Raw genomic sequence first — 25,198 nt, 5'->3', positions numbered from 1 at the left:
CGTCTCCGCAGGACCCGCTCGTTTCAGAGGTCGGAGGGACCATATGACTGCCAAGCCCAGCCTCGCGATCATGTCGCCTGAACAGGGACTGTCGCGCTATCTTTCGGAAATCCGCAAATTCCCGATGCTCAGCAAGGACGAAGAGTTCATGCTGGCCAAACGCTGGGGCGAACACCAGGACACCGAAGCCGCCCACAAGCTCGTCACCTCCCACCTGCGCCTCGTGGCCAAGATCGCCATGGGCTATCGCGGCTACGGCCTGCCGATCGGCGAGGTGATTTCCGAGGGCAATGTCGGCCTGATGCAGGCCGTCAAGAAATTCGATCCCGACAAGGGCTTCCGCCTGGCGACCTACGCCATGTGGTGGATTCGCGCCTCGATCCAGGAATACATCCTGCGCAGCTGGTCGCTCGTGAAGATGGGCACCACGGCGGCGCAAAAGAAGCTGTTCTTCAACCTTCGCAAGGCCAAGAGCCAGATCTCGGCCTTCGAGGATGGTGACCTGCATCCCGAGCATCTGTCGGCCATCGCCACCAAGCTGGGCGTGTCCGAGCAGGAAGTCACCGACATGAACCGTCGCCTGTCCGGCGATGCCTCTCTCAACGCGCCGCTTCGTGTTGACGGGGAAAGCGAGTGGCAGGACTGGTTGGCCGACGACACCGCCGTCAGTCAGGAGACTCAGCTGGCCGAGAGCGAGGAGCGCGACATCCGCGTCGGTCTCCTCCAGGAAGCCATGGAAGAGCTGACCGATCGCGAAAAGCACATCCTGACCGAACGCCGCCTCAAGGATGACCCGGTCACGCTCGAGGAACTGGCGGGCCAGTATGGCGTCTCGCGCGAGCGCGTGCGTCAGATCGAGGTCCGGGCCTTCGAAAAGCTGCAAAAGGCCATGCGCGCGGCCGCTACCGAGCGCAATCTGGTCGACGCCTGACCGGCACCACCGCCGCGCCTATCCCGTCTTCTTCAGGCCCTGGACCGGCTTCGGCAGGGCCAGAAGCTGGCCGATGGGCGCGGCGACGTTCGCCTTGGTCGTCCCGCCCTGGGCCAGGGTGACCTCCAGGGCACCGACGGCGACGACCAGCCGGCTGTCCGCGACCTTGAGCGCCAGTGCCTTCAGGGTCTCGGCCTGCTGGCGGATGGCGCGGATCGCCTGCGGGGGATCGTTGTCGAACTGATCGAGTGCCGCCGCCAGAATTTTCATGGCCTGGTCCCGCACGGCGATCGCCTCGGCCTCTGCCCCCTTGGCCCGGTCGCTCTGGCGCTTGGTCGGGCCGGCGTATTCTCCCGAGTTGAAACGTCGCCGGTCCGGCCCGACGTAGCTCACCCCCTCCACCCAGTCCCGGGGCTTCAGCGCGACGTTCTCGACCCGCTTCATCAGGTCGGCGCTGGTGAAGGGCTTTCTCAGAAACTCATGCACCCCGACATCGCGCGCGCCCTTGATGGTGGTCGCGGTGGCCTCGGCCGTCACCATGATGACCGGTACCCGCCGGCACGCCATATGGGACCGGCGCAGCGTCCGGGTAAAGCTTTCGCCATCCAGGCCCGGGCCGCCGCGTTCGATGAAAATCAGGCCCGGGTCCAGCGCCCCGGCCATCTGCAGACCCCTCGCCTCGGTCGCCTCGACCACGACCTCGCGCGCGCCCAGCCCTTTCATCAGGTCCGTGATCAGCCGCGCCGCATGCGCGTTCGGGTCCACGATCAGCACGCGGCTCACGGTGGGCTCCAGGCGCGCCAGAAGGCGTCGGTCGGTAATCAGCACGCAGGAACCTCGCGAAACGAACCCCCAACGCCTAGCTCAAACGCGTTAAAGTCCCATTGAAATGCGGGACTTGCCCTCAGCCGTGAAAGGGATCCTGCATCAGGATGGTGTCGTCCCGTTCGGGACTGGTCGACAGCAACGCCACGGGGGCCCCGATCAACTCCTCGATCCGGCGCACATATTTGATCGCCGCCGCCGGCAGGTCCTTCCAGGAGCGCGCGCCCTGGGTGCTTTCCGACCAACCCTCGACCTCTTCGTAGATCGGCTCGATCTCCGCCTGGGCCTTCAGCCCCGCCGGTAGATAATCCAGGGCCTCTCCTTTCACGCGATAGCCCACGCAGATCTTCAGCGTCTCAAAGCCATCCAGCACGTCCAGCTTGGTCAGGGCGATCCCGTGCATGCCGTTGATGGCGATCGACTGGCGCACCAGCACGGCATCGAACCAGCCACAGCGGCGCGGCCGTCCGGTCACCGTGCCGAACTCGCGGCCACGTTCGGCAATGCGCCGCCCGTGATCATCAAACAATTCGGTCGGGAACGGTCCCTCTCCGACCCGCGTCGTATAGGCCTTCACGATCCCCAGCACATAGCCGACCGACCGGGGGCCCAGGCCCGAGCCCGCCGCAGCCTGTCCCGCCACGGTGTTCGAGCTGGTCACATAGGGATAGGTGCCGTGATCCACGTCCAGCAGCGACCCTTGAGCGCCCTCGAACAGGATGCGCTTGCCGTCTCGGTGGGCCTTATCCAGTAGCCGCCACACCGGCTGGCCCGCATATTTCAACACGTCGGGCGCGATCACCAGAAGCTCGGCCTTCAGCGCGGGCACATTCACCTCGGGCAAATCCAGCCCCTTCCTCAAGGCGTTGTGGTGCGCCAGCAGACGGTCGATCTTGGCGTCCAGCGCCTCGGGATCGGTCAGGTCCCCCACGCGGATTGCCCGCCGCCCGACCTTGTCCTCATAGGCCGGACCGATCCCCCGCCCGGTCGTGCCGATCTTGGTCGTGCCCGCCTGCGCCTCGCGCGCCTGATCCAGATCCCGGTGCAGCGGCAGGATCAAGCAGGCGGTCTCGGCAATGGTCAGCAGTTCGGGCGTGATCCTGACACCCTGCGCCTCGATCCGCGCGATCTCGTCGCGCAAAGCCCACGGATCGATGACCACGCCATTGCCGATCACCGACGGCTTGCCCTGCACCACGCCCGACGGCAGCAGGCTCAGCTTGTAGGTGACATCGCCGACGACCAGGGTGTGACCGGCATTGTGACCCCCCTGGAACCGCACGACCCAGTCGGCCCGGTTCGACAGCCAGTCGACGATCTTGCCTTTGCCTTCGTCGCCCCACTGGGCTCCGACCACGGTCACATTCGCCAAGGGTCAATCTCCGCTTCCAACGCGGGCCGAGCCTATAGCCGGGGAATCGTCCGGTGTCGCCTCAAGTCCGGCGATTATTCAGCGATCGCCGTCGCAAATGCCCAGTCCAGCCACGGCGTCAAAGCCTCGATGTCGGCGGTGTCCACCGTGCAGCCGCACCAGACCCGCAGGCCCGCTGGCGCATTGCGGTGGCCCTCGACATCGAAGGCCGCGCCCTCGGCCTCCAGCAGAGCCTTCATGCGCGTAACCAGATCGCGACGGCTGTCCTCGCCCATGGCCACGACGCGTGGGTCGACGATCTTCAGGCAGACTGACGTCGTCGAACGCGTCCCCGGTTCCTCGGCCAGCCAGTCAATCCAGTCCGTCCGCTCGACCCAGGCGCCCAGCGCTGCCGCATTGGCCCCGGTTCGCGCGATCAGGGTCTTGAGCCCGCCCACGCGCTCGGCCCACTCAAGGGCGTCGATCCAGTCCTCCAGCGTCAGGACGGAAAAGGTGTTGATCATCGATCCGGTCGCCAGCGCCCGGTCAAAGCCCTGGTCGTTCCGAAGCCTCAGAACCTTGGGTACCGGCCGGGGCGGCGCATACCGGTCCAGTCGGGCAATGGCCCGGGGCGACAGCGCCGCCACCCCCAGCCCCGCCTCGCCGCCCAACGCCTTCTGGAAGCTGAAGGTGACGACATCCAGCCGCTCCCACGGCAGGGGCATGGCAAAGGCCGCCGAGGTCGCATCGCAGATCACCAGACCCTCACGGTCCGTCGCGATCCAGTCTGCACCGGGCGCGCACACGCCCGAGGTCGTGCCGTTCCACGGAAAGACCAGATCGGCCCCAGGGTCCACCCGGTTCACATCCGGGAACCGCCCCCACGCCGCGTCCAGGATCTCGGGCTCCAGCCCCAGATGATCGCGCACATCGGTGGCCCAGACCTTGCCGAAATTCTCGAACGCCATGACCTGCACCGGCCGCTCACCCAGCAGGTTCCACAGCGCCGCCTCGACCGCCCCCGTGTCCGATCCGGGCACATAGACCAGCGCCCAGTCGTGCGGCACCCCAAGAACCTTGCGGGTCAGGGCCAGGCCCTCAGCAAACCGCGCCACGACCTCGGGTGCGCGAATGCCCCGACCCAACAGGTCCGTCGGCAAGGCCTCGATCGACCACCCCGGCCGCTTGGCCGTCGGGCCCGACGAGAACCACGGTCGTGCCGGCCGCTCCGACGGCCGTTCCACACCCGTCACAGCGCGCGTTTCCGAAGGGTCTCGGCCGCCTTGATGAGCTCCGGCACATCCTCGCCCGGCAACTGGATCATCAGCCGCACCTTAAGGTCGCCGCGCCGCCCGGCGGCAAAGGCGCCCTTGCCCTTCAGCCGCATCGTCTGGCCCGAGTTCGACCCCTTCGGCACCGTCAGATTGACCACCCCGTCGGGCGTCCGCACGGCCACCTTTCCGCCCAGCACCGCATCCGCCAGCGGCACCGCCAGATCCATGGTCAGATCGGCCCCGTCGCGGTGGTACAGGGCATGCGGCGCGATCTTCAGTTCGATCAGGGCATCCCCGGCCGGCCCCCCACGCGGTGAGGCTACGCCCTGTCCCTTCAGCCGGATCACCTGACCGTCGTCGGCACCCTTCGGAATGGTCACATCCAGCGTGCGACCATCCGAAAACTGGATCCTGCGCGTCGAGCCCTGGATGGCGTCCTCGAGACTGATCTCCAGACTGGCCCGAACGTCCTGACCGCGCGCGGGGCCACGCGTGGCGCCTCCGCGAGGCCGCGCCCCTCCGCCGCCGAACATGCCGCCAAAAATGTCTTCCAGATCGATGTCGTCAAAGGTCGCGCGGGCGCCGCCCCCGAACCCGCCCTGCCCAAAGCCGCCCGGTCCGCGGCCGCCGCCACTGAAGCCCCGATATTGCTCGCGGCCATCGGCGTCGATTTCGCCGCGATCAAATTTCGCGCGCTTTTCCGCATCGCCCAGCAGGTCGAAAGCCGCTGTGATCCGCTTGAACCGGTCCTCGGCGGCCGCATCGCCCGGGTTCTTGTCGGGGTGAAAGTCCTTGGCCAGTTTGCGGAAGGCCTTCTTGATCTCGTCCGCGCTCGCGCCCCGGGACACACCCAGTTCCTGATAGGGATCGCCTGCCACGGTTGATCATCGCTCCTGATAGCTCAGGGCCATCAGTTAGGGCATGCCACCGCCTTCGCAAAGGGGTGCGACCGCCTCCGGCCCCCATATGCCGTGGATTGAGACCTGCGACACCGCAAAGCGCGCGGCCTCGTACCCGCCCGGGAAATCCGCCACCCGTTCCGCGCTGGAATACAGCCACTCTGTGCCCGTGACCTCAACCACGCGTCTCTCAATGTCACCGACCAGAATGCGCACCCGGAACCGCAACGGATCGACCGTCTCCGCCTCCCCATCCCAGCCGTCGCCACCCGTTCGCAAGCGCGCGATCCAGCTCAGCGCCAGGCCCCCGCCTTCCGGTCTCACCTTCAGATGCACCGGTCGCCACGGCCGCTCAGCCCGTCCCGTCAACACATGGGTCAGCTCGCTGACGAACGGACCCGAAGGCACCGCCCCACCCGCTCCTGCCCGCCACAACAGCGGCAGGCCCCATTCGTCCCGCATCGATCCCGGCCCGACCAGACTGTCATCCAGAAACACCACGGCGGCCCCGACCTCGGCGCCGGTCTCCGCCTCAGTCTCGCCCCCGCCCTGCCCGCGCAGCAGTCCGGTCAATCGCCACACGTCCCCACTGACCAGCGTCGCCACCCTGTACTGGATCACCTCCCAACCCGCCGGGGTCTCGACCGCCACCGCATTGGCCCCGGCCAGCACCGCCAGCTTCTCGCGGCTCTCGGGGGAACGCCCCTCGACCTGCACGGTCACGCTCGCCGTCTCATCCCATCGCCCGCACACGCCGGGCGTCAACGGTTCGGTCAACACGCCCACGGACGCCGGGCTTCGGGCTACGCCTCGCAGAGTCTGGCTCAAGGCGTCCGGTCCTGCCGTAACCGCATGCCGCGACCAGGGCTCGACCGCGACCGCTGCCACGACGCCGCCTTCCGACCGCCCGACCAGCGGGGGCAGCTCTAGGATCCGCATCCATGGTGCGCCCGACGGCCCCGACCGACTCGGCAGGCGCCACACCGGCGTTCCGTCCTCCCTCGTCACGATCGGCACGGGCACCAGAACCGCGCGCGCCTCTTCGTCGAGGGAGATGCGTTCGACGCGCCACAAATCGTCCTCTCCCGGCATCTTCACCCGATCCCCGGGCTCCAGCGTCAGCGCCTGCAGCGGGCCCAGCCTCAGCGTCCGGCGCTCGATCCCGTCCAGCCCCGCCGCCAGCCGCGCCGCGAACCGCCGTGCCTGTGCCTCATCGCAAACGGCGGGCAGGTCGACATCCAGTCCCGCGACTGTATCGCCCCCTTGATCCCGGCTCAGGGTCACCGATCCGATCTGATAGTCGTCCGCCAGATTCAGATAGCGCACCCGCACCCGGTCGGGGGCCTCGTCCACCGTACGGTCGCGAACTTCGGCTCCACCCTCATCGGGCAGGGCCAGCTCCTCGGGGTCGATCACCACCACCGGCCCGTCTCCGTCCGCCCTCAGTGTCAGCCGCCCGCCCGCTTCGCTGACCACCAGCCCCAAACCCGAGACCAGTGGCCCCAGCGCCTCACGCACGCTCATCGGCCGATCGATCACATAGCCCTCGATCCGGTCTCGCACGGGCCCGATCACCGGCAGTTCTTCCGGTCCGATCCGGCCCACCAGATCGGCCAGCAGACCCTCGGTCTCGCCCAGCAGCCGTCCGTTCAGCCAGTGACCGCTATGCCAGGCCGGGGCATCGGCCCACAGCTCCGGTCGGCCCGGGAATGCCGGCCACGGCCGCGCATCCCAGCACCAGGCATCGGCCCCCTCCAGCATCCGCCCGCCATAGACGCCAGACACCGGATTGGCCTCGCCATCCTCGAAATGGTCCAGCACCGCTTCCAGCGCCCGGCGCTGCATCCGGTCGTCACGCGCCCCGGTTGACCCCGGCGGAAGCGCACTCTCGGCGCTCTTCGGATCCTGAAACAGATTGGGGGCATTGCCGCCCCGGTCCACCGCCGCACAGCCGAACTCGGTCAGGCGGATCGGCTTCATGCCCGGAATCCAGGCGGTCGGGCTGGCCGACCTCACCCCACCGGGCCGATCATGGTGCGCATGGCTCCACCAGCCCTTCAGGTCCTTGGCCCGGAACACCCAGTCCTCGCCATGGGCCAGATCGGCAATCGGCGTCCGCACCTGCGCCGCCCGGTCCGCGCCGTCGGCGTAGAACCAGTCGAAATGCTCGCCGCCGGCCATCTGCATCGCCAGATAGGCGGGATCATCCGGCCCCTCATAGCTCGCGGCGTCCAGCCCACCGTTGCCCGCGCGCCAGTCGCCCAGCGGCGGGTACCAGTCGATCCCCACATAATCGAGGTCATCATCGGCCCACAGCGGGTCCAGATGGAACATCACATCGCCCGAGCCATCGTCCGGCCGGTGCCCCGAATACTCCGACCAGTCCGCCGCATAGGACAGGGCCACCCCCGGTCCCACGATGGCCCTACACTCAGCCAGCAGCGCACGAAAAGCCGCCACCGCCGGATAGCCGCCACCCGCATCGCGGCTGGTCGTCAGCCCCCGCATCTCCGACCCGATCAGCAGGCCGTCGGCCCCCGTCTCTGCCGCCAGCGCTGCATAATGGCGCGCCAGCCGCCTCAGGCCCCAGCCGTCCGCCGTGCCGAACATCGCCTCGACATCAGCCCCGGCCGTCATCGGATCGTCCGCCACGACCCGCCCGCGCCAGGGATAGGCCGCCTGCTCCGCTCCGCCATACGGATCGCTCAGCTCATTGCCCGGCGGTATGTCCATGAAGACGAACGGATACAGCGTCACCTCCAGCCCACGCGCCTTCAGCTCCGCCACTGCCTGTCGCACGCTGTTGTCCGACGGTGTCCCGCCATAGGCCGGCGCGCCCCCGACCGTGCTCACCAGATTCGCCGTCGCACGGTCCAACCCGGCCACCGACCAGTCCAGCGGCACCGTCGGCTTGTCACGTCGCTCCACTCCCGGCCGGATGGTGCAGTGACCGGCCCTCAGATCATCGCCGAACCAGCCGATCACCAGACTGACCCGCTTCAGGTTGGGACAGGCCGCCGTCAGTTGATCCAGTGACACGATCAGGTCGGGCCGCCCCTCGGCCGAGCTCACATTCTCGACCTCGGTCCGGGTCAGACCCGCGCGTCGCACCACAGGCTCGGTCGCCAGCACGAATTCCCCCGCACCGGGGATCAGACATACCCCTTGCAACCGGTCCTCCAGCGCGAGCGCGCCGCCCGCCGGCCTGCGAAACACCTCGAACGCCAGCTGCGGCACGCGATTGCCGAACGCCGCCAGCGGCAGATCCTCGAACACCACATAGGCCGTCCCGCGATAGGCTGGCGCCGCCCCCACCCCCTCGACCGCCTCGATCAGCGGGTCAGGCATCTGGTCTTCCGTGCCCCGGTGGATACGCAGGGTCACTCCAGCCCGGTCCAGCGGCTGCCCGTCGGCCCAGACCCGACCGATGCCGTCGATCGGCCCCTCACAGACCGCGACGGCAAAGCTCAGCGAATAGGTATAGGATTCCGTGCGCGGCCCGCCCTTGCCGCCGCCGTGCTCGTGCCGCCGTTCCAGAAATCGCGCGGCCCAGATGACCTGTCCCGTCACGCGCGCCCGACCGAGCACCAGCGCCATGGGCGTCCCCTCGGCAGTCGACTGCAGCCGGAGGGCCTCCAGCCTCGGCCCCACCTGACGCGCCGATCCGAGGCTTGCCACCAGCCGCTGGTCCAGCATGCCACCCAGCGCCCGGCCGATGGCCTGACCCACGCCGCCACCCAGCGCCTGACCCAGTCCTCCCAGTACGGCCTGTGCCATGCTGTCTCCTTACGTTTCTGATGTCGGGCCGGGCCAGGTAAAGGCCGCCGCCCGCTTTCGCAGCCACCAGTCGCCCATCCAGCTCTCGACCACCGACCGGCCCCAATAGGCATGGATCAGCCTCGGCTCGGGCGGACCCACCGCGCTCAGGATTCCGCAGTGCTTGATCGGCACATCGGCCCGCATGCGGAAAAGCAGCACATCGCCCGGCCGTGCCGCCTCCGGCTCGATCTCGATCAGCCAGCGCCGCGCCGCCATCAGCAGCGTCTCGGCCCCGCCCGCTTCGGCCCAGTCGGGCGAATAGGGCGGCAGGGTTTCCGGCTCCGGCCCGACCACCTCGCGCCACACCCCCCGGATCAAGCCCAGACAGTCTGCGCCCTCACCTTTCAGGCTGGCCTGATGGCGATAGGGCGTCCCGACCCAGCCTCGCGCGGCTACAAGCGCCGCTGTCCTCACCGGCGGCTCCGGCCGTCATGCCGCCCCCCGTCCACCGGATGCGCCGCGATGAAGTCGTCGCCCGGAATGTCGGGGAAGCCCCGGAAATTGACCCCGTTGGCGAATGTCCCGACGCAGGTTTCCCACCGCTTGTCGCAGCGCGCCCCGGGGTGAGCCTCCAGGTCCACCCCGCACGGGCCGTCGCCCAGGCGTGCCTCGCACAGCCGGCCATAGGTCCGCCCGATCCGTCGATCCAGCGCCGCCAGCGGCCCCTCCAGTTCGACCGTCAGCCGCCCGCCGTCGCGCTTCAGCGCGCGGATACGCCCCACCCACAGCCGCACCTTCAGGTCGGGCCGCACCCAGTCCACGCGCCACAGCTCGACGCGGGCCCGATCAAACAGCCCCGCACCGATGGCCGCCTCGGTCAGGGTGTCGTCACCCTCACCCAGATGGCCCGCCAGCGTCAGGCTGCCGGGCTCGAACCCCGCCTCGCCCTCGCGCGCCCCAGCCTCGAACCCCTCGACCGGCGAGCAGGGGGTGCCGTCCACCTCCAGCGTCCGGTCGTGATCGGTGAAGCCCAGCTGCATTCCGTCCGCCCGCGTGACCCGCCAGGCATGGCACAGCGTCGCCGCCCCGGACTCGATCCGGGCGGCCATCTCTTCGGGAATGTCGCGCATGGCTCAGACCCGGATCTCGATCAGCGGCATGGCCACCATCCGTCCGCTGCCAAAGCTCTCCAGCGTGATCTCCAGCCGGTCGGCATCGAACCGCACCGGCGTGTCGAACCGGTAGCCTGCGGTGATCTCCGCCCCCTCGTCAGGCGCGGTCGCGAACGTCACTTCACCCGTCGTGACATCGACGCTCCACCCTTCCAACGCTTCGGTGCCGTCCACGGCCACCCGCACCGACCCCTCGACCGGCTTGGCGATCCGCCGCGTCGTCCCGCCATAGGCCTTGGCCAGCGGAAACTGCGTCGTGACCCCGTCGCCGGTGCCGATCGCCTGATCGCCGGGGCCGGGCTCGTCCCCGGGCGCACAGGATTTGAAATCGGCAAAGTCCCGGAACCGAAACCCGTACAGTCGCCCCTGCCGCGCCTCGAAAAACGCGGTCAGCGCCGCCATGTCATCCAGAGACCGCAGTCCCGACCCGATCAGATAGCGCCGCCGACCACTGGCCCACGGCGTCGACCGCCGCTCATGACCAGACGCCAGGGTCACCACCTCGGTCCGCCGCTCCACCCCACCCGTCGATCCGAACGCCAGGCGTGCAGGCAGGCTCACTTCATGGAAACTCATCCCATACCCCCTCAGTACCGGCGCGCGCCCAGCGCCACCGCGCGGGCCAGCGCCTGGGCAATCTGCGTCTCGGAGCGCAACAGCCCCGGCGCCCCGCCCTCGACCTTCAGGTTCAGCACCAGGCCGGGCCCCTCAACGCCGCCGACAACGCCCGCCTGCGAGGGTCGGAACACCTCCGGCCCGCGTTCGCCGACCAGATAGGCCCCGCCCGGCATCACCGGTCCGCCTTCGGCCCGCGAACCGGAGAACAGCCCACCGACCGCGCTGGCCAAGGCCTCGCCCAGCCCGCCGCCGCCACCGCTCATCAAGGTCCCGACCGCGGAATTGGCCGCCGCCAGCACCGCCCGCGCCAGCTCCGCAAGCGTGATCTCTCCGTCCGCAGCCGCCCGCGTCAGCGAGGCCGCCAGACTCTCCCCCGCCCGGTCGAAGGCCTGTTCGATCGACCGCGCCGCGCGTTCGGCCGGTTCTTTCAGGCTCTCCAGCGCGGCCGCCGCCTCGGCCGCCTCCAGCGGCACCGTCTCCAGCCCGGACGGGCCAAATGTGTCCGTCATGCTCTCGCTCCCTCGTCAGGCCAGTCCCGGCTCAACCGGTCAAATTCGGCGCGGCTCAGCGGCGGGGCCTGCCCCGGCGTCCGCGTCAGCGACTGCCATTCCGCGATCGACAGGGCCCAGAAGGCCCCGGGCGTCAGGCCCAGCCGGACCGCCAGCCGCAGCCGCCCCGCCCAGGCCTCTGTCATCCCTCGCCCCCGCCCACGGCGGCAAAAGCCTGCGCCACAGCCTCGGCCGCGTCCTGGGGCGAGATCGACGCCTGCTCCAGCCGCTCCGCCAGCTCCCGCTCCCCGCCGCCATTCAGCAGCGCCGCCAGCACCGCCATCAGGTCCCGCGCGGTCGGCCGCCTCAGCCGCTCGACCAGCCCCTCGACCCCCGACACCGCCAGCGCCGTCTCGATCTCCGCCAGCGCCCCCAGCGTCAGGCACAGCCGTCGCGGCACGCCGTCCAGCTCGACCAGCACCTCGCCGCGCGCCCCATTGGCCATCCGCATCAGATGGCCTCGAACGTCAGTTCACCGGCGCTCGCGAGGCTCAGCGCAAAGCTCGCCTCGCCGTCATGCTCACCCGCATATTCCAGCTCCGAGACCACGAACCGCCCCTCCAGCCGGCCAAAGTCGGGCACGATCACCTGCCAGCGGTCCGTGCTCTGGGCGAAGAAGGCCTCGCGGATCCGCGCATCCGATGCCGCATCGCGGAATATCCCCTGACCGGCGATGGCCGCCGTGCGCACCCCCGCTCCGGCCAGCAGTTCGCGCCAGCGCCCGGCGCTGTCCGCATCGGTCACATCGACGGCGCGCGCATTCAGCGACACCGTCCGCGCCCTCAGGCCCGCCACCGTCAGAAAGGTGTCCGGGTCCGTCTCGATCTTCAGCAACAGGTCCTTGCCGCTCTGGGCTGCCATGGAACTCTCCTCGATTGTCTTGGGGTTGTCAGATGTCCTGCGTCACCGCGCGCACGCGGATCACGGCCCAGGTCGTCAGTCGGTCATCGGCGGCAAAGACGTCGCTCAACGGCACCTCCAGCTTCAGGCTGCGCACGCCGTCGGTCTCGATCACCGCCTCGCTCAGGCATAGCCGCACGGCCGCCGCCACCGCCCGCGCCTCCTCCGTCCCGCAGAACCGCGAGGCGACGATCAGCGTCAGCTGGTGCTCCATCGCTCCGTCGCCGCCTGCCACCGGCCGGCCTTGGCTGCGTCCCAGCTTCACATGGGGGTAGGTCGGGTCCGGCGGCACCGCGTCCCAGACCCGGCCGCCCACCAGCGCATCCAGCGTCGCATCCGCCTTCAGCCGCGCGAGGATGCCCTTCTGCAGGGCCAGCTCATGACTCATGCCAGCCGCTCCAGCTCAAGGTCGGTGTCCGCCGGACCGGTCGCGACCGCCAGGATGCGCCAGCGCACGCCCTCAAACTCCAGCACCCGGCCGGCGTTCAGCCGGGGGTCCCGCCCCGCCGTCACCCGTCGCGTGTCGATCCGCTGCAGGCCGTCCGGCCCGCTCCGGCGTCGCCCGCCGACCTTGCCGGGGTTCAGCCAGATCTGGCCCAGCAACTCCCAGGTCCGCGCCTGCCCGCCATACGGCGTCTCGGCCACGGTCACCGCATACAGGCCCGCCAGCACCCGCCGCGCGGCCGCGCTCACAGCCGCACCGTCCGGTAGGGCGCGATCCACGCCTCGACGGCCTGCGCCGTCATTTCCGCCAGCCCCCGCTCATGGGCGATCAGGGTCAGCATCATCACGGCCAGCCTCAGCGGCGCGGGGCTGTCGGCATCCAGCGGCTGATCCACCTCGCCCTCGACCCGCGCCTGCGCGGCCTCGATCAGGGTCTGGATCAGACTATCCTCGCCGTCATGCCCGACGCGCAGAAAGGCCTTCGCCTCGGCCAGGGTCACCGGTGCGGTCATTGGTTTCTCGCTTCGTTTGAAAGTGGCGAGTGCCGAGGAACGAGTGGCGAGTTCGCCTGCTCTCACTCCCGACAGCTCGTGTCTCACCCTTTCGGCCAGCGACGAGCGGCTCTCGCCACTCGTCACTCGCCACTCGTCACTCCGCGTCTACGACGCGGCGAACTTCATCACCTTGATGGCATCAAAGTTCTGCACGCCCCCGCCCACGCGCTTGGTCGTGTAGAACAGGACATAGGGCTTGGCCGAATAGGGGTCGCGCAGCACCCGCACCCCCGCCCGGTCGACGATCAGATAGCCGCGCTGAAAGTCCCCGAACGCAATCGCCGCCGCATTCGCGCCCATGTCCGGCATGGTCTCGATCTCGGTCACCGGATAGCCCAGCAGGCTGGCCGTATCCCCCGGCCGCTGCGCCGGCTGCCAGATATAGTTGCCGTCCCCATCCTTGAACTTGCGCACCGTCCCCACCGTCCGGCGGTTCATGACGAAGCGCGCGTTCGGCCGGTACAGCGCCTTGGGCGCATAGATCAGGTCGATCAGCCGGTCGGTCGGGTTCGACACGGGAAAGGCCCCGGCCGCCCCGCTGGCCACATAGCCGATCTCGCCCCACTCCTGATCGCCGTCCTCGACCAGATCATAGTCGAGGAAGCCGCGCGGTTTGTTCACGCCATCGCCATTGACGAAGGCCTCGGTCTCCTGGGCCGAGAACGCATCCTCCACCTCGGCGGCCAGCCATTCGTCCAGGTCGATCAGCGCATCATCCAGCAGGCTCTGGGTCGCAGCCGGGCAGGCGTACAGATCCGCCGACGGGAACTCCAGCAGCGCCAGGGTCGCCGGATCGGTCTCGGGCCGGGCGGCCGTTTCGGCCACCCACCCGGCCTCGACGCCTGCGGTCGAAACGGGCTTTCTGAACACGCCCGAGCCCACGGTGCGCACCGTCGCGATCTCCCGCATCGGCGAGCCCGCCATCAGCCGCCTCTCGATGGCCCGCTCCGTCTCCGGCGGCACCACATAGCCGCCCGAACTCGGCCCCGACGACAGCCCGGCCTTCAGCTCCAGCCCCAGCGTCGATCCGCCCGTCATATAGGCCGCAAACGCCTGCTTGACCTCAATTCCTCCCCCCTCGGGGGAGGGGGACCCTCCGAAGCCTTGGCGAAGGAGGGTGGAGGGGGCGGCCTCAAGCACCGGCCTCCGCGTCTCGCTCAGCGCCCGGTCCAGCCGCGCCTGGGCCGAGCCGACCGCCGCATCGATGCGCGCCACCGTCTCCTCCAGCAGCGTGTCGGCCGACGCCTTCTTCTCCAGCTCGGCCAGCCGCGCATCATTGGCGCCCTTGAAGGCTTCAAACGCAGCCATGACTTCATGCATGGCGGCGCGCGTCTCGGGGGTGCCCGAGACGGTCTTGGTCTCTTTCATGGTGTCTCCTTGATGGCGTCCGGCAGTCCGGAATACGCCTTCCCATCCGCCGCCCGGTGCGGCAGTCTCACCCCCCTGACGGAGGGAATTCTCATGCGTGCATCCACACTCGCCGCCGCGCTCATCCTGGCGCTGGCTTCACCGGTCGCGACTCTGGCCCAGACGGCGGCTCCGGCCACTGCCACGGCGCCCGCCGCCGACCCCGACGACGTCTCCTCGCCCGAGGCCCTGATCACGGCCGTCTATGACGTCATCTCCGGCGACGCCGGCGTGGCGCGCGACTGGGACCGTTTCCGCTCCCTCTTCCATCCCGCCGCCCGTCTGATCCCCTCCGGCGTCCGCCCGGACGGCACCATCGTGGCCAGCAGCCTGACGCCCGAGGACTACGTCACCCGCGCCGGGCCCCAGCTGGAACGCGACGGCTTCCACGAGATCGGGATCGCCTCAACGTCCGAACGCTTCGGCTCGGTCGTCCACGTCTTCTCGACCTATGAAGCGCGGCGCAGCCTCGATGACGCCGAACCCTTCCTGCGCGGCATCAACAGCTTCCAGCTGTTCTTCGACGGCACCCGCTGGTGGATCCTCACCATCTACTGGCGCGCCGAGGACGACAGCCTGCCTATCCCGGCCGAGTACTTGCCGTAAAATACTTCGTCATACTCGGGCTTGACCCGAGTATCGGTCCGGGCAGACGGTCAACCGGCCAGGGAGACACCGATCCCCGGATCAAGTCCGGAGATGACGGCTTTTGCCCTAGCCCTCCCGCGCGGCCCGGTCGAACAGGGCCGCCGCAATCAGCCAGCCGGTGACAAACACCACCGTGATCCTCGGCGGCAGATCCTGCGCCGTGGCATCGGCATAGAGGGCCAGACCGACCTGACCGGCGGCCACCGCCAGCATCACCAGGCTCAGCCCGCGCGGCCTGAACCGGGCGACGACCGCGCCCGCCACGCCAATGGCCAGCACCGCCCAGACCCAATCATTGGCCGGATTAGCCTCCGACCCGATCAGGCCCACGGCCAGATTGCCGACGCCCAGCACAAAGGTCGTGCCGATCGCGACCGCCGCCCCCAGCCGATACGTCAGACTGTCCGAGGCGCGCAGCACAAGCTCACCCGCCCCGCAGGCGATGGCCAGCAGCACCCCCATCAGGGCAAAATCAAACAGCGTCCACTGCACCTCGCTTGTGAACTGCATCGCCATCGCCGGGGCCAGCAACAGGGCCACCGCCCCGCCCCACATCCCCGTCCGCAACAGGCTCGTCTGCCCGCTCACCGTTTTCATTGTCTCGCCGCTCATGCCGCACTCTCCCAGGGCTGAAGTCGAGCCGTCACCCTGCCCGCCTCAAGCCTGAGCGTCCTGAGCGAACGGTGAGGGGATGGTGAAATCGTGAGTGCGATCTTGCGGTGAACGTCAGGGTATCACGATGCCGACGTGAAGGAGCGAGTGTAGCTTCACGTCTCGTCTGCCCGGTCCGATTAACGACCAAATCGGCGTTTCGGCTTTTTATTATCGTTGAAGTCGCGAGCCAGTTCCTCGAACTCATGGAAAAGCAGAGAGCGGCCCGTTCGTTTCCGCAGCTCAGTTATGTACGGAGCGGCTGCTTCCCATGCGTGCAAAACGGTAGATCGATTCCACCGTTTGAAAATCTTATAATCAATGATACCCCTCTGGATTCCAAGAGAAATGAGTTCGAAACTGTTGAGATACAGTCGTATCGCGCGGTTTTCGTCCGAGCTTTCGTGCTTCTTGGAAGCCCACTTCGCAAGGCCCCGTTCCTCGGTCGACAGCTCTAAAAACGTCTGCTTAGCGTCGAGGATGTCCTTATCCCGAGAATTTGCAGCGAGGTGTGCGATCGTGGCTTGGGCGCGGGCTGTTCGATGTTGAGAAATGATCGCCCAGAGCGCCACGATGACCGCCGCACTGGTAATCATTGCCCCGATGAAGCCGATTACTAGGGTGGCATGAGCTTCAGAATTCGAAACCGTCGATTGCCACGAGCCATAGGCCGATCCAGCGAAGAAGCTGACGACGGCCAAGAGCAAAATGAGGAAGAATGCGGAGTGCTTGTTCACCCCGCAATATTAAGTCAATCAGAGATAACGACGCAATCTAGAAATCGCCGAAGGCGAGAAGCGGCTTAATGCCACCCCTCGCGGTTGAAGCGAACTTCGGCTTTGTGCGTCATTGCGTTCATCATAATCGACCCTTCTGGCCTCCGTGGCCTGCAGTTGGCGTCATTGGAGAAACTCACGACTGACGCCGCATGTTCCCCATATGGTATTACTCGTCCGTTAGCACCAGGGTACCACAGGCGACGGCATAAGCCACAAACGGCTAAATTCCGCAAGTGACCGCATGTTCGAGAGAGGTAATCACTCCGCTCCCGTAGCCGCAACACTCTTCTACGCGATTCCGTATGAATGCGCCCGTGAATACTTGTTCAGCTCCTAACCAGTCACCATCCCCACCCTCGCCCCCGGCAGCATGGGAAAGGTCACCAGCGAGACCTCCCACAGGTCCACTTCCGCCAGTACCCTCAACCGACCGTCACGTCTGGCCCGGACCGCGCGAAAGCCGATCGACAGGCCGTCCAGCGCGCCGGCCCGCACCAGCGCCGCCGCCATTCGTCCCTCGGGCGTGATGTCCAGGATCCGTCCCTCGACCCTCAGGCCGCGGTCGTCCTCCTCGATCCGGGTCCAGACCCCGACCGGTGTGCGCTCGCCATGCTGGTACAGCATCCGCACCCCGCCCGGCCCGCGCCGCGCCACACTGGCGGCAAACGCCCCCGGCACCACCACATCCCCCGCCAGATCCGCCACTCCCCACAGCGAGGCATGGCCGGTGATCGCCAAAGCTCCTCCCCCGTGCACGGGGGAGGGGGACCCTCCGAAGCCTTGGCGAAGGAGGGTGGAGGGGGCGGACGCGGTCGAAACGCCCAAGGTCACACTCTTGTATTCCATGCCGACCGTCTGCCCGTGCTCGCCCCCTCCACCGCCGTTCCGGCGGTCCCCCTCCCCCGCTTCGCTGGGGAGGATCACGACCCGCCCTCCAGCTTGATCTCGATCCGCTCCACCGCCCGTCGCGTGGCCAGGCTCTGTTCTTCCAGTCGTGCCAGCCGTTCGGCCACCAGACGCTGCTCGCCCACCCGGGCCTCCAGCATCGCAATGCGCGCGGCCGCCCCTCCGGCCCAGATCAGGCCGCTGACCGTCTGCAGGACCAGCATGGCCCCCAGCGTCAGCGCCGCCTTCCGCAACTCACCACTCATTTCCCCACCCCCGCCATCTGCCGCCGCTCATCGTTGGTCAGGAAGGTCGCGGCATTCAGCCGGGCCCACAGCGCGTCGCGTTCAGGCGACAGCGCCGGCACCGCCTCCAGATCCGCATCGATCCGGCATCCGGGCAGGCGCGGCGACAGCCAGGCCGTCATCGCCCCGGCCGCCTTCCGCACCAGCGGCACCACCGTCTGCCGCCAGAAGGCGACATTGGCTTCGCGATAGTTGGCATAGGTGGCATCCCCCGGGATCCCCAGCAGCTGCGGCGGAATGCCGAACGCCAGGGCGATCTCGCGCGCCGCTGCGTGCTTGCCGGCGATAAAGTCCATCTCGGCCGGCGTCAGGCTCATGGGCTTCCAGTCCAGCCCCCCTTCCAGCAGCAGCGGCCGCCCGGCGTTCGTCGGTCCGGCATGGGCCTCGCCCAGCTCGGCCTTCAGCCGCTCGAACTGTTCGGTCGTCAGCCGCTCCCCATCCCGGCCGGCATAGACCAGCGCGCCGCTCGGCCGTGCCGCATTGTCCAGCAGCGCCTTGTTCCAGGCCCCCGAGGCATTGTGCACATCGATGGCAAAGGCCGCCGCCTCCAGCGGGGAAAAGCCGTAATGGTCGTCTGTCGGATGAAACAGCTTCAGATGCATCACCGGCATCCAGCCGTCGGCCTCGCGCCCGATCCGCATAGAGCGCCCGTCCAGCCCATAGTCATAGGCTTCGGGCCAGCCATGCCGTCCCGGCACCACCTTCACCCGGTCGGGCCGCAGCGACCACAGCTCCTCGGGCAGGCCGCCGCACCCTTCCCCGGCCGCCTCGACATAGGCATTGCCCGCCGTCTGCAACGCCCCATACAGCCCTTCCAGAAACTCCGGACCCGACTGCTCCGGATTGGGCCGCTCCAGCAGTTGCGCCAAGCCATGGTCCCGGCATCGCACCTCCCCGTCGAACACCACAAGCGGCACCGAGGCCGCCGCCTCGGCGATCATTCTTATGGCGCGATAGGCGACCGCATTCTTGCCGAACCCCTCCCGAGCCAGCTGGGCATAGTCGCGCGGCGTCCAGCGCGGCCGGCCGCCTCCGGTCAGGGCGATCAGCGGCCCGGTCCGGCCGTCCTTGGTTTCGGGCACGACCGTCGTGCCCCGGCGCGGGCGCCGGCGGAACCAGTCCATGGGTCTCTCCTTCAAAGGGGGTCAGTTGCTCAGCGACAGCAGGGTGGTATCGGGCTTTGCGACCGGCCTCAGCACCAGACGCTTCAGGCATCCGCCCAGCTGACCGGTGCCGTCGCTCGCGGCCCCCAGTGTCAACCGCGCCAGTACAGCCGGGGCCGTGCCCGACATATCCGCATCCGACAGGGTGCCGTTCCGCGCCAGGCGGAAATCGTGTGTCCGCGACCCCAGGGCGGCCCCCTGCGCCGCGCCACTGACCGCCGTTCCCGCCACCACGCAGCGCGCCTGTTCGATCCCGCCGGTCAGGACGCGCCCCCCGAGCGCCCCGTCCAGATTGCCGATCTCGACCCGATTGGCACTCGTGCCGTCATCCAGGCAGGCCACCCGCCGGCCATTCGCCAGAACCCCGCTGCCACCGCCATGGAACGCAAACTCTGCCGCGAGTGTCACCTCACCCATCGCCACCAGATCCGTCAGGCGGGCCAGGTCACCGCCCCGGCTGGCTGCGGACCCGGCGCTGACCATGGGGCTGGTCGCCAACCCTCCGGCCTCCAGCTGGAAGCCCGCGAACTTCAGCGCCCGCGTGGTCTGGCCGGCGTAGCGGATCACCCCGCTGTTCACCGACGGAGAGCCCCCCGTCACCGCCGTGGCCCAGACCCGCCAGACCTTGCCCGACAGGGCCTCCATCCCCGCCGCCCCGGTCACGATGGCCCCGCCCAGCAACAGGCAGAAATCGCCCGTCCCGCTCGTCGCTCCCACCACCGGCGGCGACCCGTCCGGGGTCTCGACCCACATCTGCATCGTATAGGTCGTGGCCGCCGCCAGCGTCACCGGCTGATAGGCATAGGCCGCCCCCCCGGCATTGTTGAGCGCCAGCCAGTTCAGACCCGCCATCGGCGGCGTCGCCGCTTCGGTCACCGTGGTGACATTGGCATTGCCGCCCAGCTGCGCCTGCGACGGCGCAAAGCGGGCAAACAGATTGGTCGAGGCCGGCTCGCTCCACAGGCCCATGTCGGTCCGGCGCGGCTCATGGGCGGCAAAGGGGACATAGGTCCCGTCCAGCCGCCGGGCCCACCCGGTCCCCGTCCGGCTGTAGGTCCAGCCGGGCAGGGCCGTCAGCCCCTCCAGCGGCGTCCCGTCCCAGACATGGCCGTCGGTCGCCAGGTTCAGATCCAGCCCGGCGACCGGCCCGGACGGCGCGACAACCGCCTGCCGCAACGCCAGTCCCCCCAGCGTCAGATCCATGCCCAGCCTCATTCCGACAGCGCCACAATGTCTTCGGCCGTGGTGCCGGTGGCCAGCACCCGCCGCGCCTGCACCGCCACATAGCCGACCGGATGGTTCTTCAGGGTCACGGCCTCGGCACCGCCCGCCGGGATCAGCGTCAGATCGCCCGCCGTGCCGACATAGAGGGCCTTGGCATATGGGCTCAGGTCCGTCTCATCGGCCGGCGTCACGGGCCAGGCCGCCCTCGCGGGGGTACCGGGCGTGGGCGCATGGGTGCGAAAGGCGTCGGGACTCGACGTCATGGTCTTCTCCTTTGTGTCGGATAGTCGGGTCAGAGGGGCCGCAGGCGCGGCGCGCTCCGGGTTTCCAGCAACAGATGCGTAATGGCCCACACCAGGGCGTCGGCGCGGTCGGGGCTTGGCCCGCCGTCCCCGCTGCCCAGGGCCATCATGTCTTCTTCCAGCGCGGGCAGGGCGGCGCAGTGCACCACCCGCCCCTGTTCATACAGCGCCGCGACCGGCTCGGCCCGCGCCCGCTTCGAGCGCGTCGCATGCACCGACCGCACGGGACACTCACAGCCCGCCTGCACCAGCAGGGTCCGCACCATGTCCCCGCCCTGGTTGACCTCGGCGATCACCGCTTCGGCCCCTTCGCGGCGAGCGACGCTCGCCACCACCCGGGCCCAGGCGGCGGGTGACAGGCCGCGCACCGTCTCATCGGCCAGCACATAGGCCGTCCGGTCCCGGCGGCCCGCGACCACAATCCCGCAGGCATCCCCATGGGCCGTCGCCGGCGGATCCACCGCCACCACCACCCGGTCCAGCTCGACCGGACGGCTTCCGCGGGCCCGCGTCAGGTCCTCGGCGCGGAACAGGGCCCCGTCGGTCTCGACGATCTGCCCCTCCAGCTCCTGCGCCTCCAGCCGGGTGCCGGCATAAAGCCGTCTCAGATGCCCCAGAAACCCCGGGGCCAGGTTCGCTGCATTCTCCGTCGTTGCGGCCCGCGTGACCTCGACGCCGGGCTCGGCCAGCAACCGCCTCAGCGCCCCCATCGGGCGGGGGGTGGTGGTCACCACCAGTCGCGGATCGGTCCCCCGTCTCAGCGCGAACCGCAGTGTGCTCAGCGTCCGTTCGGGATTTCGCCAGGCACAGAATTCGTCGACCCAGGCCGCATCGAACTGCGGCCCCCGCAGCGCGTCCGGGTCCTCGGCAGAATAGGCATAGGCCACCGAGTCATTCGGCCACCGCAACCGCCTGCGACTGGCTTCCCAGACGGGCCTGTAGCCCGCCTCCCCCATCGCCTTCAGGCCCGACGGTCCCTCGATCATCACCTCGCGCACATCGTGCAGCGCCGGCCCCACCAGCGCCAGCACCCGTCCATCCGTCCGCGCCTGCTCGCTCAGCCACCAGGCCCCGGCAAAGGTCTTGCCCGACCCCCGCCCGCCCAGCAGCACCCAGGTCGACCAGTCCGTTTCCTCGGCAATCTGATGATCGTGCAGGCGGGGCATCGCCGCGATCGCCGCACGTCTCTCCGCCGGAGACAATCCCTCTAGCCAGGCGCTTTCTTTCCAGCGCGGCCCTGTGGTGATCCATGCGGGACTGCAGTTCGGCCCGAAGTAATTCCTCTTCGGCGGGGTCTTCGATGTCACCGTTTGCGTCGCCCTCTTCCACGTCCTCGACCGGGGTTCGGGATCGGGCAGGCGCGCTCGCCAGCGCCACCACCGCCTTGCTGGCGCGCGCCACGTTCGTCACCAGCCGCGCAAAACGATCCAGCCCCGTCACATCGGCGGGATCCAGTTCGACCTGTGGCAGTATTTCCATCACGCGATCCGTCTGCGCGGCCAGCAGCTCGAACTGCTTGCGGCTCCAGCGCTCCGCCCCGTCATCCCTGTTCCCGGCCATGGATGAACTCTAGCCGACCAGCGTCCTCAGGCGCGCAAGTCGCTTCGAGAAATATATATCGCCTTGTTTCTAAACGGATTCATGCATCCAGGGCGCACATCTGGACGGCTCAGGCCCCGGTCCCGCGCTCGGCCATCCACTCCGGTGCCTCATGAGCCAGCGCATCCTCGGGCTCGTCCAGCTCCAGTTCCGAGATCGTCTGCCCCCGAATCGAAACCCCGGCCGTATGGACCGTTTCGGGGTCCCCCGACACCAGCGGATGCCAGTCCGCCAGCCCCCGTCCCTCGGCCAGCCGACGATAGGCGCATGACAGCGGCATCCACCCCAACTGCGCCACATTCCCGGGCGTCAGCTTGATGCAGTCGGGGACATGCTGTTCCCGCTCCACATAGTTGGAACAGGCACAGGTCGCCGGATCGAACAGTTTGCAGTGAACCTTCGTCGGCACCACCTCGCCCGTGTCCTCGTCCTCGAACCGCACCAGACAGCACAGCCCGCACCCGTCGCATAGCGCCTCCCATTCCCCGGGCGACATCTGTTCCAGGGTCTTCGTTTCCCAGAAGGGCTTCATCAGATCCTCCCCCGCGTAGCGGGGGAGGGGGACCACACAGTGGTGGAGGGGGCGAAAGCGTGCACTAAGTGATCCATGAGAGCCCCGGTTCTTACCCAGAAACGCGCGCGACGTCTCCGTCGGAAAATGTCTCTGCCTGAAGTTCTTCTGTGGCAGCGGCTCCGGGGACGTGGCTTTCGTCGTCAGCATCCTGTCGGCGCCTTCATTCTAGACTTCTATTGCGCCACGGCGTCGCCCGCGATCGAAGTGGATGGTCTCCAGCACGATTCCACAACCGTGCAGGACGCGAGGCGCGACACCTGGCTGCAGGAGCTCGGGATCAGGACGTTGCGCATTCCCGCATCAGATGTCCTGCGCGATCCCGATGCTGTGGCGGAACATATTCTTGGGCAGTTGGACGAAGACTAGGGTGGAAACTCCCGACCGAACCCCTTAAGTCAGCCCTCGTTTCCGCCCCCTCCACCACGCCTTGCGTGGTCCCCCTCCCCCGCTACGCTGGGGAGGATCCAGGTATCACCATGGCCGCGCGCCCTCCTCTTGTTGCCCTCAGGGACGTCCGTCTCCAGGACGGCCCCCGACCCCTGTTCGAGGGCGTCGACATCGCGATCGAGCCGCGCACGCGGGCGTGTCTGGTGGGGCGGAACGGCGCCGGCAAATCGACCCTGATGAAGATTATCATGGGCCAGGTCGAGCCGGACTCGGGCGAGCGTGCGGTTCAGTCCGGCATCCGCTTTGCCAATGTGCCCCAGGAACCCGTCATCACCGGCGACACCCTGCTGGACTATGCCACCTCCGGCGAGGCCGAGCCCTGGACCGCCGAATCCTGGCTCGCCACCTTCGGTCTCGATCCGTCGAAGCCCGCGGTCAATCTGTCAGGCGGAGAAATCCGCCGCGCCGCACTCGCCAGGGCCTTCGCCGAAGAGCCCGACCTCATGCTCCTCGACGAGCCGACCAACCACCTCGACATCCTCGCCATCGAACAGCTCGAGGAAGAACTGATCTCGGCCCGCTGTGCCATCCTCGTCGTCAGCCACGACCGCGCCTTCCTCAATCGCGTCACCCAGACCTGTCACTGGCTGGAGGGCCGCCGCGTCCGCAGCCTGAACAAGAGCTTTAATGACTTCGATGATTGGTCGGCCAAGGTCATCAAGGAAGAGGCCGAGGCCCTGCGCCGCCTGTCAAAGACGATCGAGCGCGAGACCGAGACCTTCTATCGCTCCATTACCGCCCGTCGCACCCGCAACGAGGGCCGTGCCCGGTCGCTGGCCGCCCTTCGCACCGAACGCGCCGAGCGGCTCAGGGACGTGCCGCGCGACCTGCAGCTCGGCGTCGATTCCGGCGCCCTGTCGGGCAAGCTGGTCGCCGACCTCAAGGGTGTCTCCAAGGTCTTCGGCGAGCGGACCGTCATCAAGCCCTTCACCACCCGCATCGTGCGCGGCGACCGGCTGGCCATTGTCGGCCCCAACGGCGCGGGCAAGACCACCCTGGTCAAGATCCTGCTCGGCGAACTGGCCCCCGACCAGGGCACGGTCAAGCTGGGCGCCAATCTCGAGCCGGTCTATCTCGACCAGTCCCGCGAGGGCCTGCGCAGCGACATGACCCTGTGGGACGCCCTCACCCCCGGCGGCGGCGACTCCCTTCTCGTGCGCGGCATGTCAAAGCACGTCGCCGCCTATGCCAAGGACTTCCTGTTCCAGGAGGGCCAGCTGCGCCAGCCGATCTCGACCCTGTCGGGCGGCGAGCGCAACCGCCTGTTGCTGGCCCGTGCCCTGGCCAAACCCGCCAATATGCTGGTGCTCGACGAGCCGACCAACGACCTCGACATGGACACCCTCGACAAGCTGGAAGAGCTGCTTGAGACCTATGACGGCACCCTGATCCTCGTCAGCCATGACCGCGATTTCGTCGATCGCCTCGCCACCTCGACCATTGCCATGAACGGCCGCGGCGACATCGTCGAGACCCCCGGCGGCTGGACCGACTTCATCCGCCAGAACCCCGGCTTCCTCAGTGGCGAGTCGCGGGTGACGAGTGCCGAGAAAGGCAGGCCTGCCCCCGCCCTCGATAGTCCCGCTTCACTCACCACTCGCCCCTCGCCACCCGCCACTCCGAAGAAGCTCTCCTACAAGGACGCCCGCCGCCTGGAGGAGATCGAGGGCCTGATGGAAACCCTGCCCGCCGACATCGCCCGCCACGACGCCACCCTGTCCGACCCCGACCTCTACGCCCGCGATCCCAAGGCCTTCGACCGCGCCATGAAGGCCGCCACCGCCGCCCGCGCGCAACTGGAAGCCATCGAGGCCGAATGGCTGGAGCTGGAAGAAAAGAAGGCCGCGCTCGGCGGCTGATCCGGAATCTGTGGACGGATCAATTCACGGATTCTGTGCGGGTTTTCGAAACGGCCCACAGCCTGTCCCCGACTTGTCCA

Annotated in this window: 29 protein-coding genes; 4 read left to right on the top strand and 25 right to left on the bottom strand. The window is 68.4% G+C overall.

Annotated features, from left to right (window positions below; translation table 11 throughout):
- The first annotated feature begins 43 nt into the window (after positions 1–43).
- Entirely contained in the window at positions 44–931 is an 888-nt protein-coding gene (gene rpoH / locus IBJ06_RS09540; protein WP_292159647.1) for an RNA polymerase sigma factor RpoH, read from the top strand.
- An 18-nt stretch (positions 932–949) separates the two neighbouring features.
- On the opposite strand, the gene IBJ06_RS09535 is transcribed toward rpoH, so the two are convergent.
- The 16 genes from IBJ06_RS09535 to IBJ06_RS09460 form a co-directional block, all read right to left on the bottom strand.
- The gene (locus IBJ06_RS09535; RefSeq protein WP_292159644.1) at positions 950–1,759 is read right to left on the bottom strand and encodes a response regulator; all 810 of its coding nucleotides are present in this window, start codon (positions 1,757–1,759) and stop codon (positions 950–952) included.
- A gap of 76 nt (positions 1,760–1,835) precedes the next feature.
- Positions 1,836–3,128 (bottom strand): adenylosuccinate synthase, encoded by a 1,293-nt coding sequence (locus tag IBJ06_RS09530; RefSeq protein ID WP_292159643.1) that lies wholly within the window; start codon positions 3,126–3,128, stop codon positions 1,836–1,838.
- Positions 3,129–3,202: 74 nt separating this feature from the next.
- Entirely contained in the window at positions 3,203–4,351 is a 1,149-nt protein-coding gene (locus IBJ06_RS09525; RefSeq protein ID WP_292160167.1) for a phosphoserine transaminase, read from the bottom strand.
- 5 nt (positions 4,352–4,356) lie between these two features.
- Positions 4,357–5,259 carry a J domain-containing protein gene (locus IBJ06_RS09520; RefSeq protein ID WP_292159641.1) on the bottom strand — a complete coding sequence of 301 codons (903 nt, stop codon included), beginning with the start codon at positions 5,257–5,259 and terminating at the stop codon, positions 4,357–4,359.
- A gap of 36 nt (positions 5,260–5,295) precedes the next feature.
- Positions 5,296–9,057, bottom strand: coding sequence for a glycoside hydrolase/phage tail family protein (locus tag IBJ06_RS09515; protein ID WP_292159638.1), 3,762 nt, complete (start codon positions 9,055–9,057; stop codon positions 5,296–5,298).
- A 9-nt stretch (positions 9,058–9,066) separates the two neighbouring features.
- Complete coding sequence (locus IBJ06_RS09510) at positions 9,067–9,513, bottom strand: NlpC/P60 family protein (protein ID WP_292159636.1); 447 nt, start codon at positions 9,511–9,513, stop codon at positions 9,067–9,069.
- Entirely contained in the window at positions 9,510–10,169 is a 660-nt protein-coding gene (locus IBJ06_RS09505; protein ID WP_292159635.1) for a DUF2163 domain-containing protein, read from the bottom strand. The genes IBJ06_RS09510 and IBJ06_RS09505 overlap by 4 nt, the downstream gene beginning before the upstream one ends.
- 3 nt (positions 10,170–10,172) lie before the next feature.
- On the bottom strand, positions 10,173–10,787 hold the full coding sequence (locus IBJ06_RS09500) for a DUF2460 domain-containing protein (RefSeq protein ID WP_292159634.1): 615 nt from the start codon (positions 10,785–10,787) through the stop codon (positions 10,173–10,175).
- Positions 10,788–10,798: 11 nt separating this feature from the next.
- Positions 10,799–11,338, bottom strand: a complete 540-nt coding sequence (locus tag IBJ06_RS09495; protein ID WP_292159633.1) for a phage tail tape measure protein — start codon at positions 11,336–11,338, stop codon at positions 10,799–10,801.
- Positions 11,335–11,523, bottom strand: a complete 189-nt coding sequence (locus IBJ06_RS09490) for a phage tail assembly chaperone (RefSeq protein ID WP_292159631.1) — start codon at positions 11,521–11,523, stop codon at positions 11,335–11,337. The genes IBJ06_RS09495 and IBJ06_RS09490 overlap by 4 nt, the downstream gene beginning before the upstream one ends.
- On the bottom strand, positions 11,520–11,828 hold the full coding sequence (locus IBJ06_RS09485) for a GTA-gp10 family protein (protein ID WP_292159629.1): 309 nt from the start codon (positions 11,826–11,828) through the stop codon (positions 11,520–11,522). Before IBJ06_RS09485 ends, IBJ06_RS09490 begins: the two co-directional genes overlap by 4 nt.
- Positions 11,828–12,238 carry a phage major tail protein, TP901-1 family gene (locus IBJ06_RS09480; RefSeq protein ID WP_292159628.1) on the bottom strand — a complete coding sequence of 137 codons (411 nt, stop codon included), beginning with the start codon at positions 12,236–12,238 and terminating at the stop codon, positions 11,828–11,830. Before IBJ06_RS09480 ends, IBJ06_RS09485 begins: the two co-directional genes overlap by 1 nt.
- Positions 12,239–12,266: 28 nt before the next feature.
- Entirely contained in the window at positions 12,267–12,665 is a 399-nt protein-coding gene (locus tag IBJ06_RS09475) for a DUF3168 domain-containing protein (RefSeq protein WP_292159627.1), read from the bottom strand.
- Entirely contained in the window at positions 12,662–12,970 is a 309-nt protein-coding gene (locus IBJ06_RS09470; protein WP_292159625.1) for a phage head-tail adapter protein, read from the bottom strand. The genes IBJ06_RS09475 and IBJ06_RS09470 overlap by 4 nt, the downstream gene beginning before the upstream one ends.
- Positions 12,967–13,233: a head-tail connector protein gene (locus IBJ06_RS09465; protein ID WP_292159623.1), complete on the bottom strand. Its 267-nt coding sequence runs from the start codon at positions 13,231–13,233 to the stop codon at positions 12,967–12,969. Before IBJ06_RS09465 ends, IBJ06_RS09470 begins: the two co-directional genes overlap by 4 nt.
- A gap of 147 nt (positions 13,234–13,380) precedes the next feature.
- Positions 13,381–14,643, bottom strand: coding sequence for a phage major capsid protein (locus tag IBJ06_RS09460; RefSeq protein ID WP_292159621.1), 1,263 nt, complete (start codon positions 14,641–14,643; stop codon positions 13,381–13,383).
- A gap of 93 nt (positions 14,644–14,736) precedes the next feature.
- Here IBJ06_RS09460 and IBJ06_RS09455 point away from each other — a divergent pair, with 93 nt between their 5' ends.
- A complete protein-coding gene (locus tag IBJ06_RS09455; protein ID WP_292159619.1) occupies positions 14,737–15,288 on the top strand; it encodes a hypothetical protein in 552 nt (183 codons plus the stop codon).
- A gap of 108 nt (positions 15,289–15,396) precedes the next feature.
- On the opposite strand, the gene IBJ06_RS09450 is transcribed toward IBJ06_RS09455, so the two are convergent.
- The 9 genes from IBJ06_RS09450 to IBJ06_RS09410 all read right to left on the bottom strand — a co-directional run bounded on the left by IBJ06_RS09450 (position 15,397) and on the right by IBJ06_RS09410 (position 22,770).
- Positions 15,397–15,942, bottom strand: coding sequence for a hypothetical protein (locus IBJ06_RS09450; protein WP_292159617.1), 546 nt, complete (start codon positions 15,940–15,942; stop codon positions 15,397–15,399).
- Between the two features lie 179 nt (positions 15,943–16,121).
- Complete coding sequence (locus IBJ06_RS09445; RefSeq protein ID WP_292159615.1) at positions 16,122–16,718, bottom strand: DUF4760 domain-containing protein; 597 nt, start codon at positions 16,716–16,718, stop codon at positions 16,122–16,124.
- A gap of 375 nt (positions 16,719–17,093) precedes the next feature.
- On the bottom strand, positions 17,094–17,498 hold the full coding sequence (locus IBJ06_RS09440; RefSeq protein WP_292159612.1) for an HK97 family phage prohead protease: 405 nt from the start codon (positions 17,496–17,498) through the stop codon (positions 17,094–17,096).
- Between the two features lie 182 nt (positions 17,499–17,680).
- Positions 17,681–17,911 carry a hypothetical protein gene (locus IBJ06_RS09435; protein ID WP_292159610.1) on the bottom strand — a complete coding sequence of 77 codons (231 nt, stop codon included), beginning with the start codon at positions 17,909–17,911 and terminating at the stop codon, positions 17,681–17,683.
- The gene (locus IBJ06_RS09430) at positions 17,908–19,074 is read right to left on the bottom strand and encodes a phage portal protein (protein WP_292159608.1); all 1,167 of its coding nucleotides are present in this window, start codon (positions 19,072–19,074) and stop codon (positions 17,908–17,910) included. The genes IBJ06_RS09435 and IBJ06_RS09430 overlap by 4 nt, the downstream gene beginning before the upstream one ends.
- Positions 19,075–19,095: 21 nt before the next feature.
- Positions 19,096–20,316, bottom strand: a complete 1,221-nt coding sequence (locus tag IBJ06_RS09425; protein ID WP_292159604.1) for a hypothetical protein — start codon at positions 20,314–20,316, stop codon at positions 19,096–19,098.
- Between the two features lie 8 nt (positions 20,317–20,324).
- A complete protein-coding gene (locus IBJ06_RS09420) occupies positions 20,325–20,600 on the bottom strand; it encodes a hypothetical protein (protein ID WP_292159602.1) in 276 nt (91 codons plus the stop codon).
- Between the two features lie 29 nt (positions 20,601–20,629).
- The gene (locus IBJ06_RS09415; protein WP_292159600.1) at positions 20,630–21,805 is read right to left on the bottom strand and encodes a terminase family protein; all 1,176 of its coding nucleotides are present in this window, start codon (positions 21,803–21,805) and stop codon (positions 20,630–20,632) included.
- 503 nt (positions 21,806–22,308) lie between these two features.
- A complete protein-coding gene (locus IBJ06_RS09410; RefSeq protein WP_292159598.1) occupies positions 22,309–22,770 on the bottom strand; it encodes a YcgN family cysteine cluster protein in 462 nt (153 codons plus the stop codon).
- Positions 22,771–22,845: 75 nt separating this feature from the next.
- On the opposite strand from IBJ06_RS09410, the gene IBJ06_RS09405 reads away from it, so the two are divergent.
- Positions 22,846–23,178: a DUF559 domain-containing protein gene (locus IBJ06_RS09405; protein ID WP_292159596.1), complete on the top strand. Its 333-nt coding sequence runs from the start codon at positions 22,846–22,848 to the stop codon at positions 23,176–23,178.
- Positions 23,179–23,282: 104 nt separating this feature from the next.
- Entirely contained in the window at positions 23,283–25,118 is a 1,836-nt protein-coding gene (locus IBJ06_RS09400; RefSeq protein ID WP_292160165.1) for an ATP-binding cassette domain-containing protein, read from the top strand.
- Positions 25,119–25,198 lie beyond the last annotated feature (80 nt).

It is taken from the genome of Brevundimonas sp. (assembly GCF_016742135.1).
GTDB lineage: Bacteria > Pseudomonadota > Alphaproteobacteria > Caulobacterales > Caulobacteraceae > Brevundimonas.
The sequence above is the reverse complement of the archived record's forward strand: the minus strand, read 5'-3'. Positions and strand labels throughout refer to the sequence as shown.

What these genes read in the sequence shown, in the direction of transcription:
- rpoH (WP_292159647.1), top strand. Translation starts at nt 44, where the DNA reads ATGACTGCCAAGCCCAGCCTCGCGATCATGTCGCCTGAACAGGGACTG.
- IBJ06_RS09515 (WP_292159638.1), bottom strand. Translation starts at nt 9,057, where the DNA reads ATGGCACAGGCCGTACTGGGAGGACTGGGTCAGGCGCTGGGTGGCGGC.
- IBJ06_RS09505 (WP_292159635.1), bottom strand. Translation starts at nt 10,169, where the DNA reads ATGCGCGACATTCCCGAAGAGATGGCCGCCCGGATCGAGTCCGGGGCG.
- IBJ06_RS09500 (WP_292159634.1), bottom strand. Translation starts at nt 10,787, where the DNA reads ATGAGTTTCCATGAAGTGAGCCTGCCTGCACGCCTGGCGTTCGGATCG.
- IBJ06_RS09495 (WP_292159633.1), bottom strand. Translation starts at nt 11,338, where the DNA reads ATGACGGACACATTTGGCCCGTCCGGGCTGGAGACGGTGCCGCTGGAG.
- IBJ06_RS09490 (WP_292159631.1), bottom strand. Translation starts at nt 11,523, where the DNA reads ATGACAGAGGCCTGGGCGGGGCGGCTGCGGCTGGCGGTCCGGCTGGGC.
- IBJ06_RS09485 (WP_292159629.1), bottom strand. Translation starts at nt 11,828, where the DNA reads ATGCGGATGGCCAATGGGGCGCGCGGCGAGGTGCTGGTCGAGCTGGAC.
- IBJ06_RS09480 (WP_292159628.1), bottom strand. Translation starts at nt 12,238, where the DNA reads ATGGCAGCCCAGAGCGGCAAGGACCTGTTGCTGAAGATCGAGACGGAC.
- IBJ06_RS09475 (WP_292159627.1), bottom strand. Translation starts at nt 12,665, where the DNA reads ATGAGTCATGAGCTGGCCCTGCAGAAGGGCATCCTCGCGCGGCTGAAG.
- IBJ06_RS09465 (WP_292159623.1), bottom strand. Translation starts at nt 13,233, where the DNA reads ATGACCGCACCGGTGACCCTGGCCGAGGCGAAGGCCTTTCTGCGCGTC.
- IBJ06_RS09460 (WP_292159621.1), bottom strand. Translation starts at nt 14,643, where the DNA reads ATGAAAGAGACCAAGACCGTCTCGGGCACCCCCGAGACGCGCGCCGCC.
- IBJ06_RS09455 (WP_292159619.1), top strand. Translation starts at nt 14,737, where the DNA reads ATGCGTGCATCCACACTCGCCGCCGCGCTCATCCTGGCGCTGGCTTCA.
- IBJ06_RS09450 (WP_292159617.1), bottom strand. Translation starts at nt 15,942, where the DNA reads ATGAGCGGCGAGACAATGAAAACGGTGAGCGGGCAGACGAGCCTGTTG.
- IBJ06_RS09435 (WP_292159610.1), bottom strand. Translation starts at nt 17,911, where the DNA reads ATGAGTGGTGAGTTGCGGAAGGCGGCGCTGACGCTGGGGGCCATGCTG.
- IBJ06_RS09430 (WP_292159608.1), bottom strand. Translation starts at nt 19,074, where the DNA reads ATGGACTGGTTCCGCCGGCGCCCGCGCCGGGGCACGACGGTCGTGCCC.
- IBJ06_RS09425 (WP_292159604.1), bottom strand. Translation starts at nt 20,316, where the DNA reads ATGGATCTGACGCTGGGGGGACTGGCGTTGCGGCAGGCGGTTGTCGCG.
- IBJ06_RS09420 (WP_292159602.1), bottom strand. Translation starts at nt 20,600, where the DNA reads ATGACGTCGAGTCCCGACGCCTTTCGCACCCATGCGCCCACGCCCGGT.
- IBJ06_RS09415 (WP_292159600.1), bottom strand. Translation starts at nt 21,805, where the DNA reads ATGCCCCGCCTGCACGATCATCAGATTGCCGAGGAAACGGACTGGTCG.
- IBJ06_RS09410 (WP_292159598.1), bottom strand. Translation starts at nt 22,770, where the DNA reads ATGAAGCCCTTCTGGGAAACGAAGACCCTGGAACAGATGTCGCCCGGG.
- IBJ06_RS09405 (WP_292159596.1), top strand. Translation starts at nt 22,846, where the DNA reads ATGAGAGCCCCGGTTCTTACCCAGAAACGCGCGCGACGTCTCCGTCGG.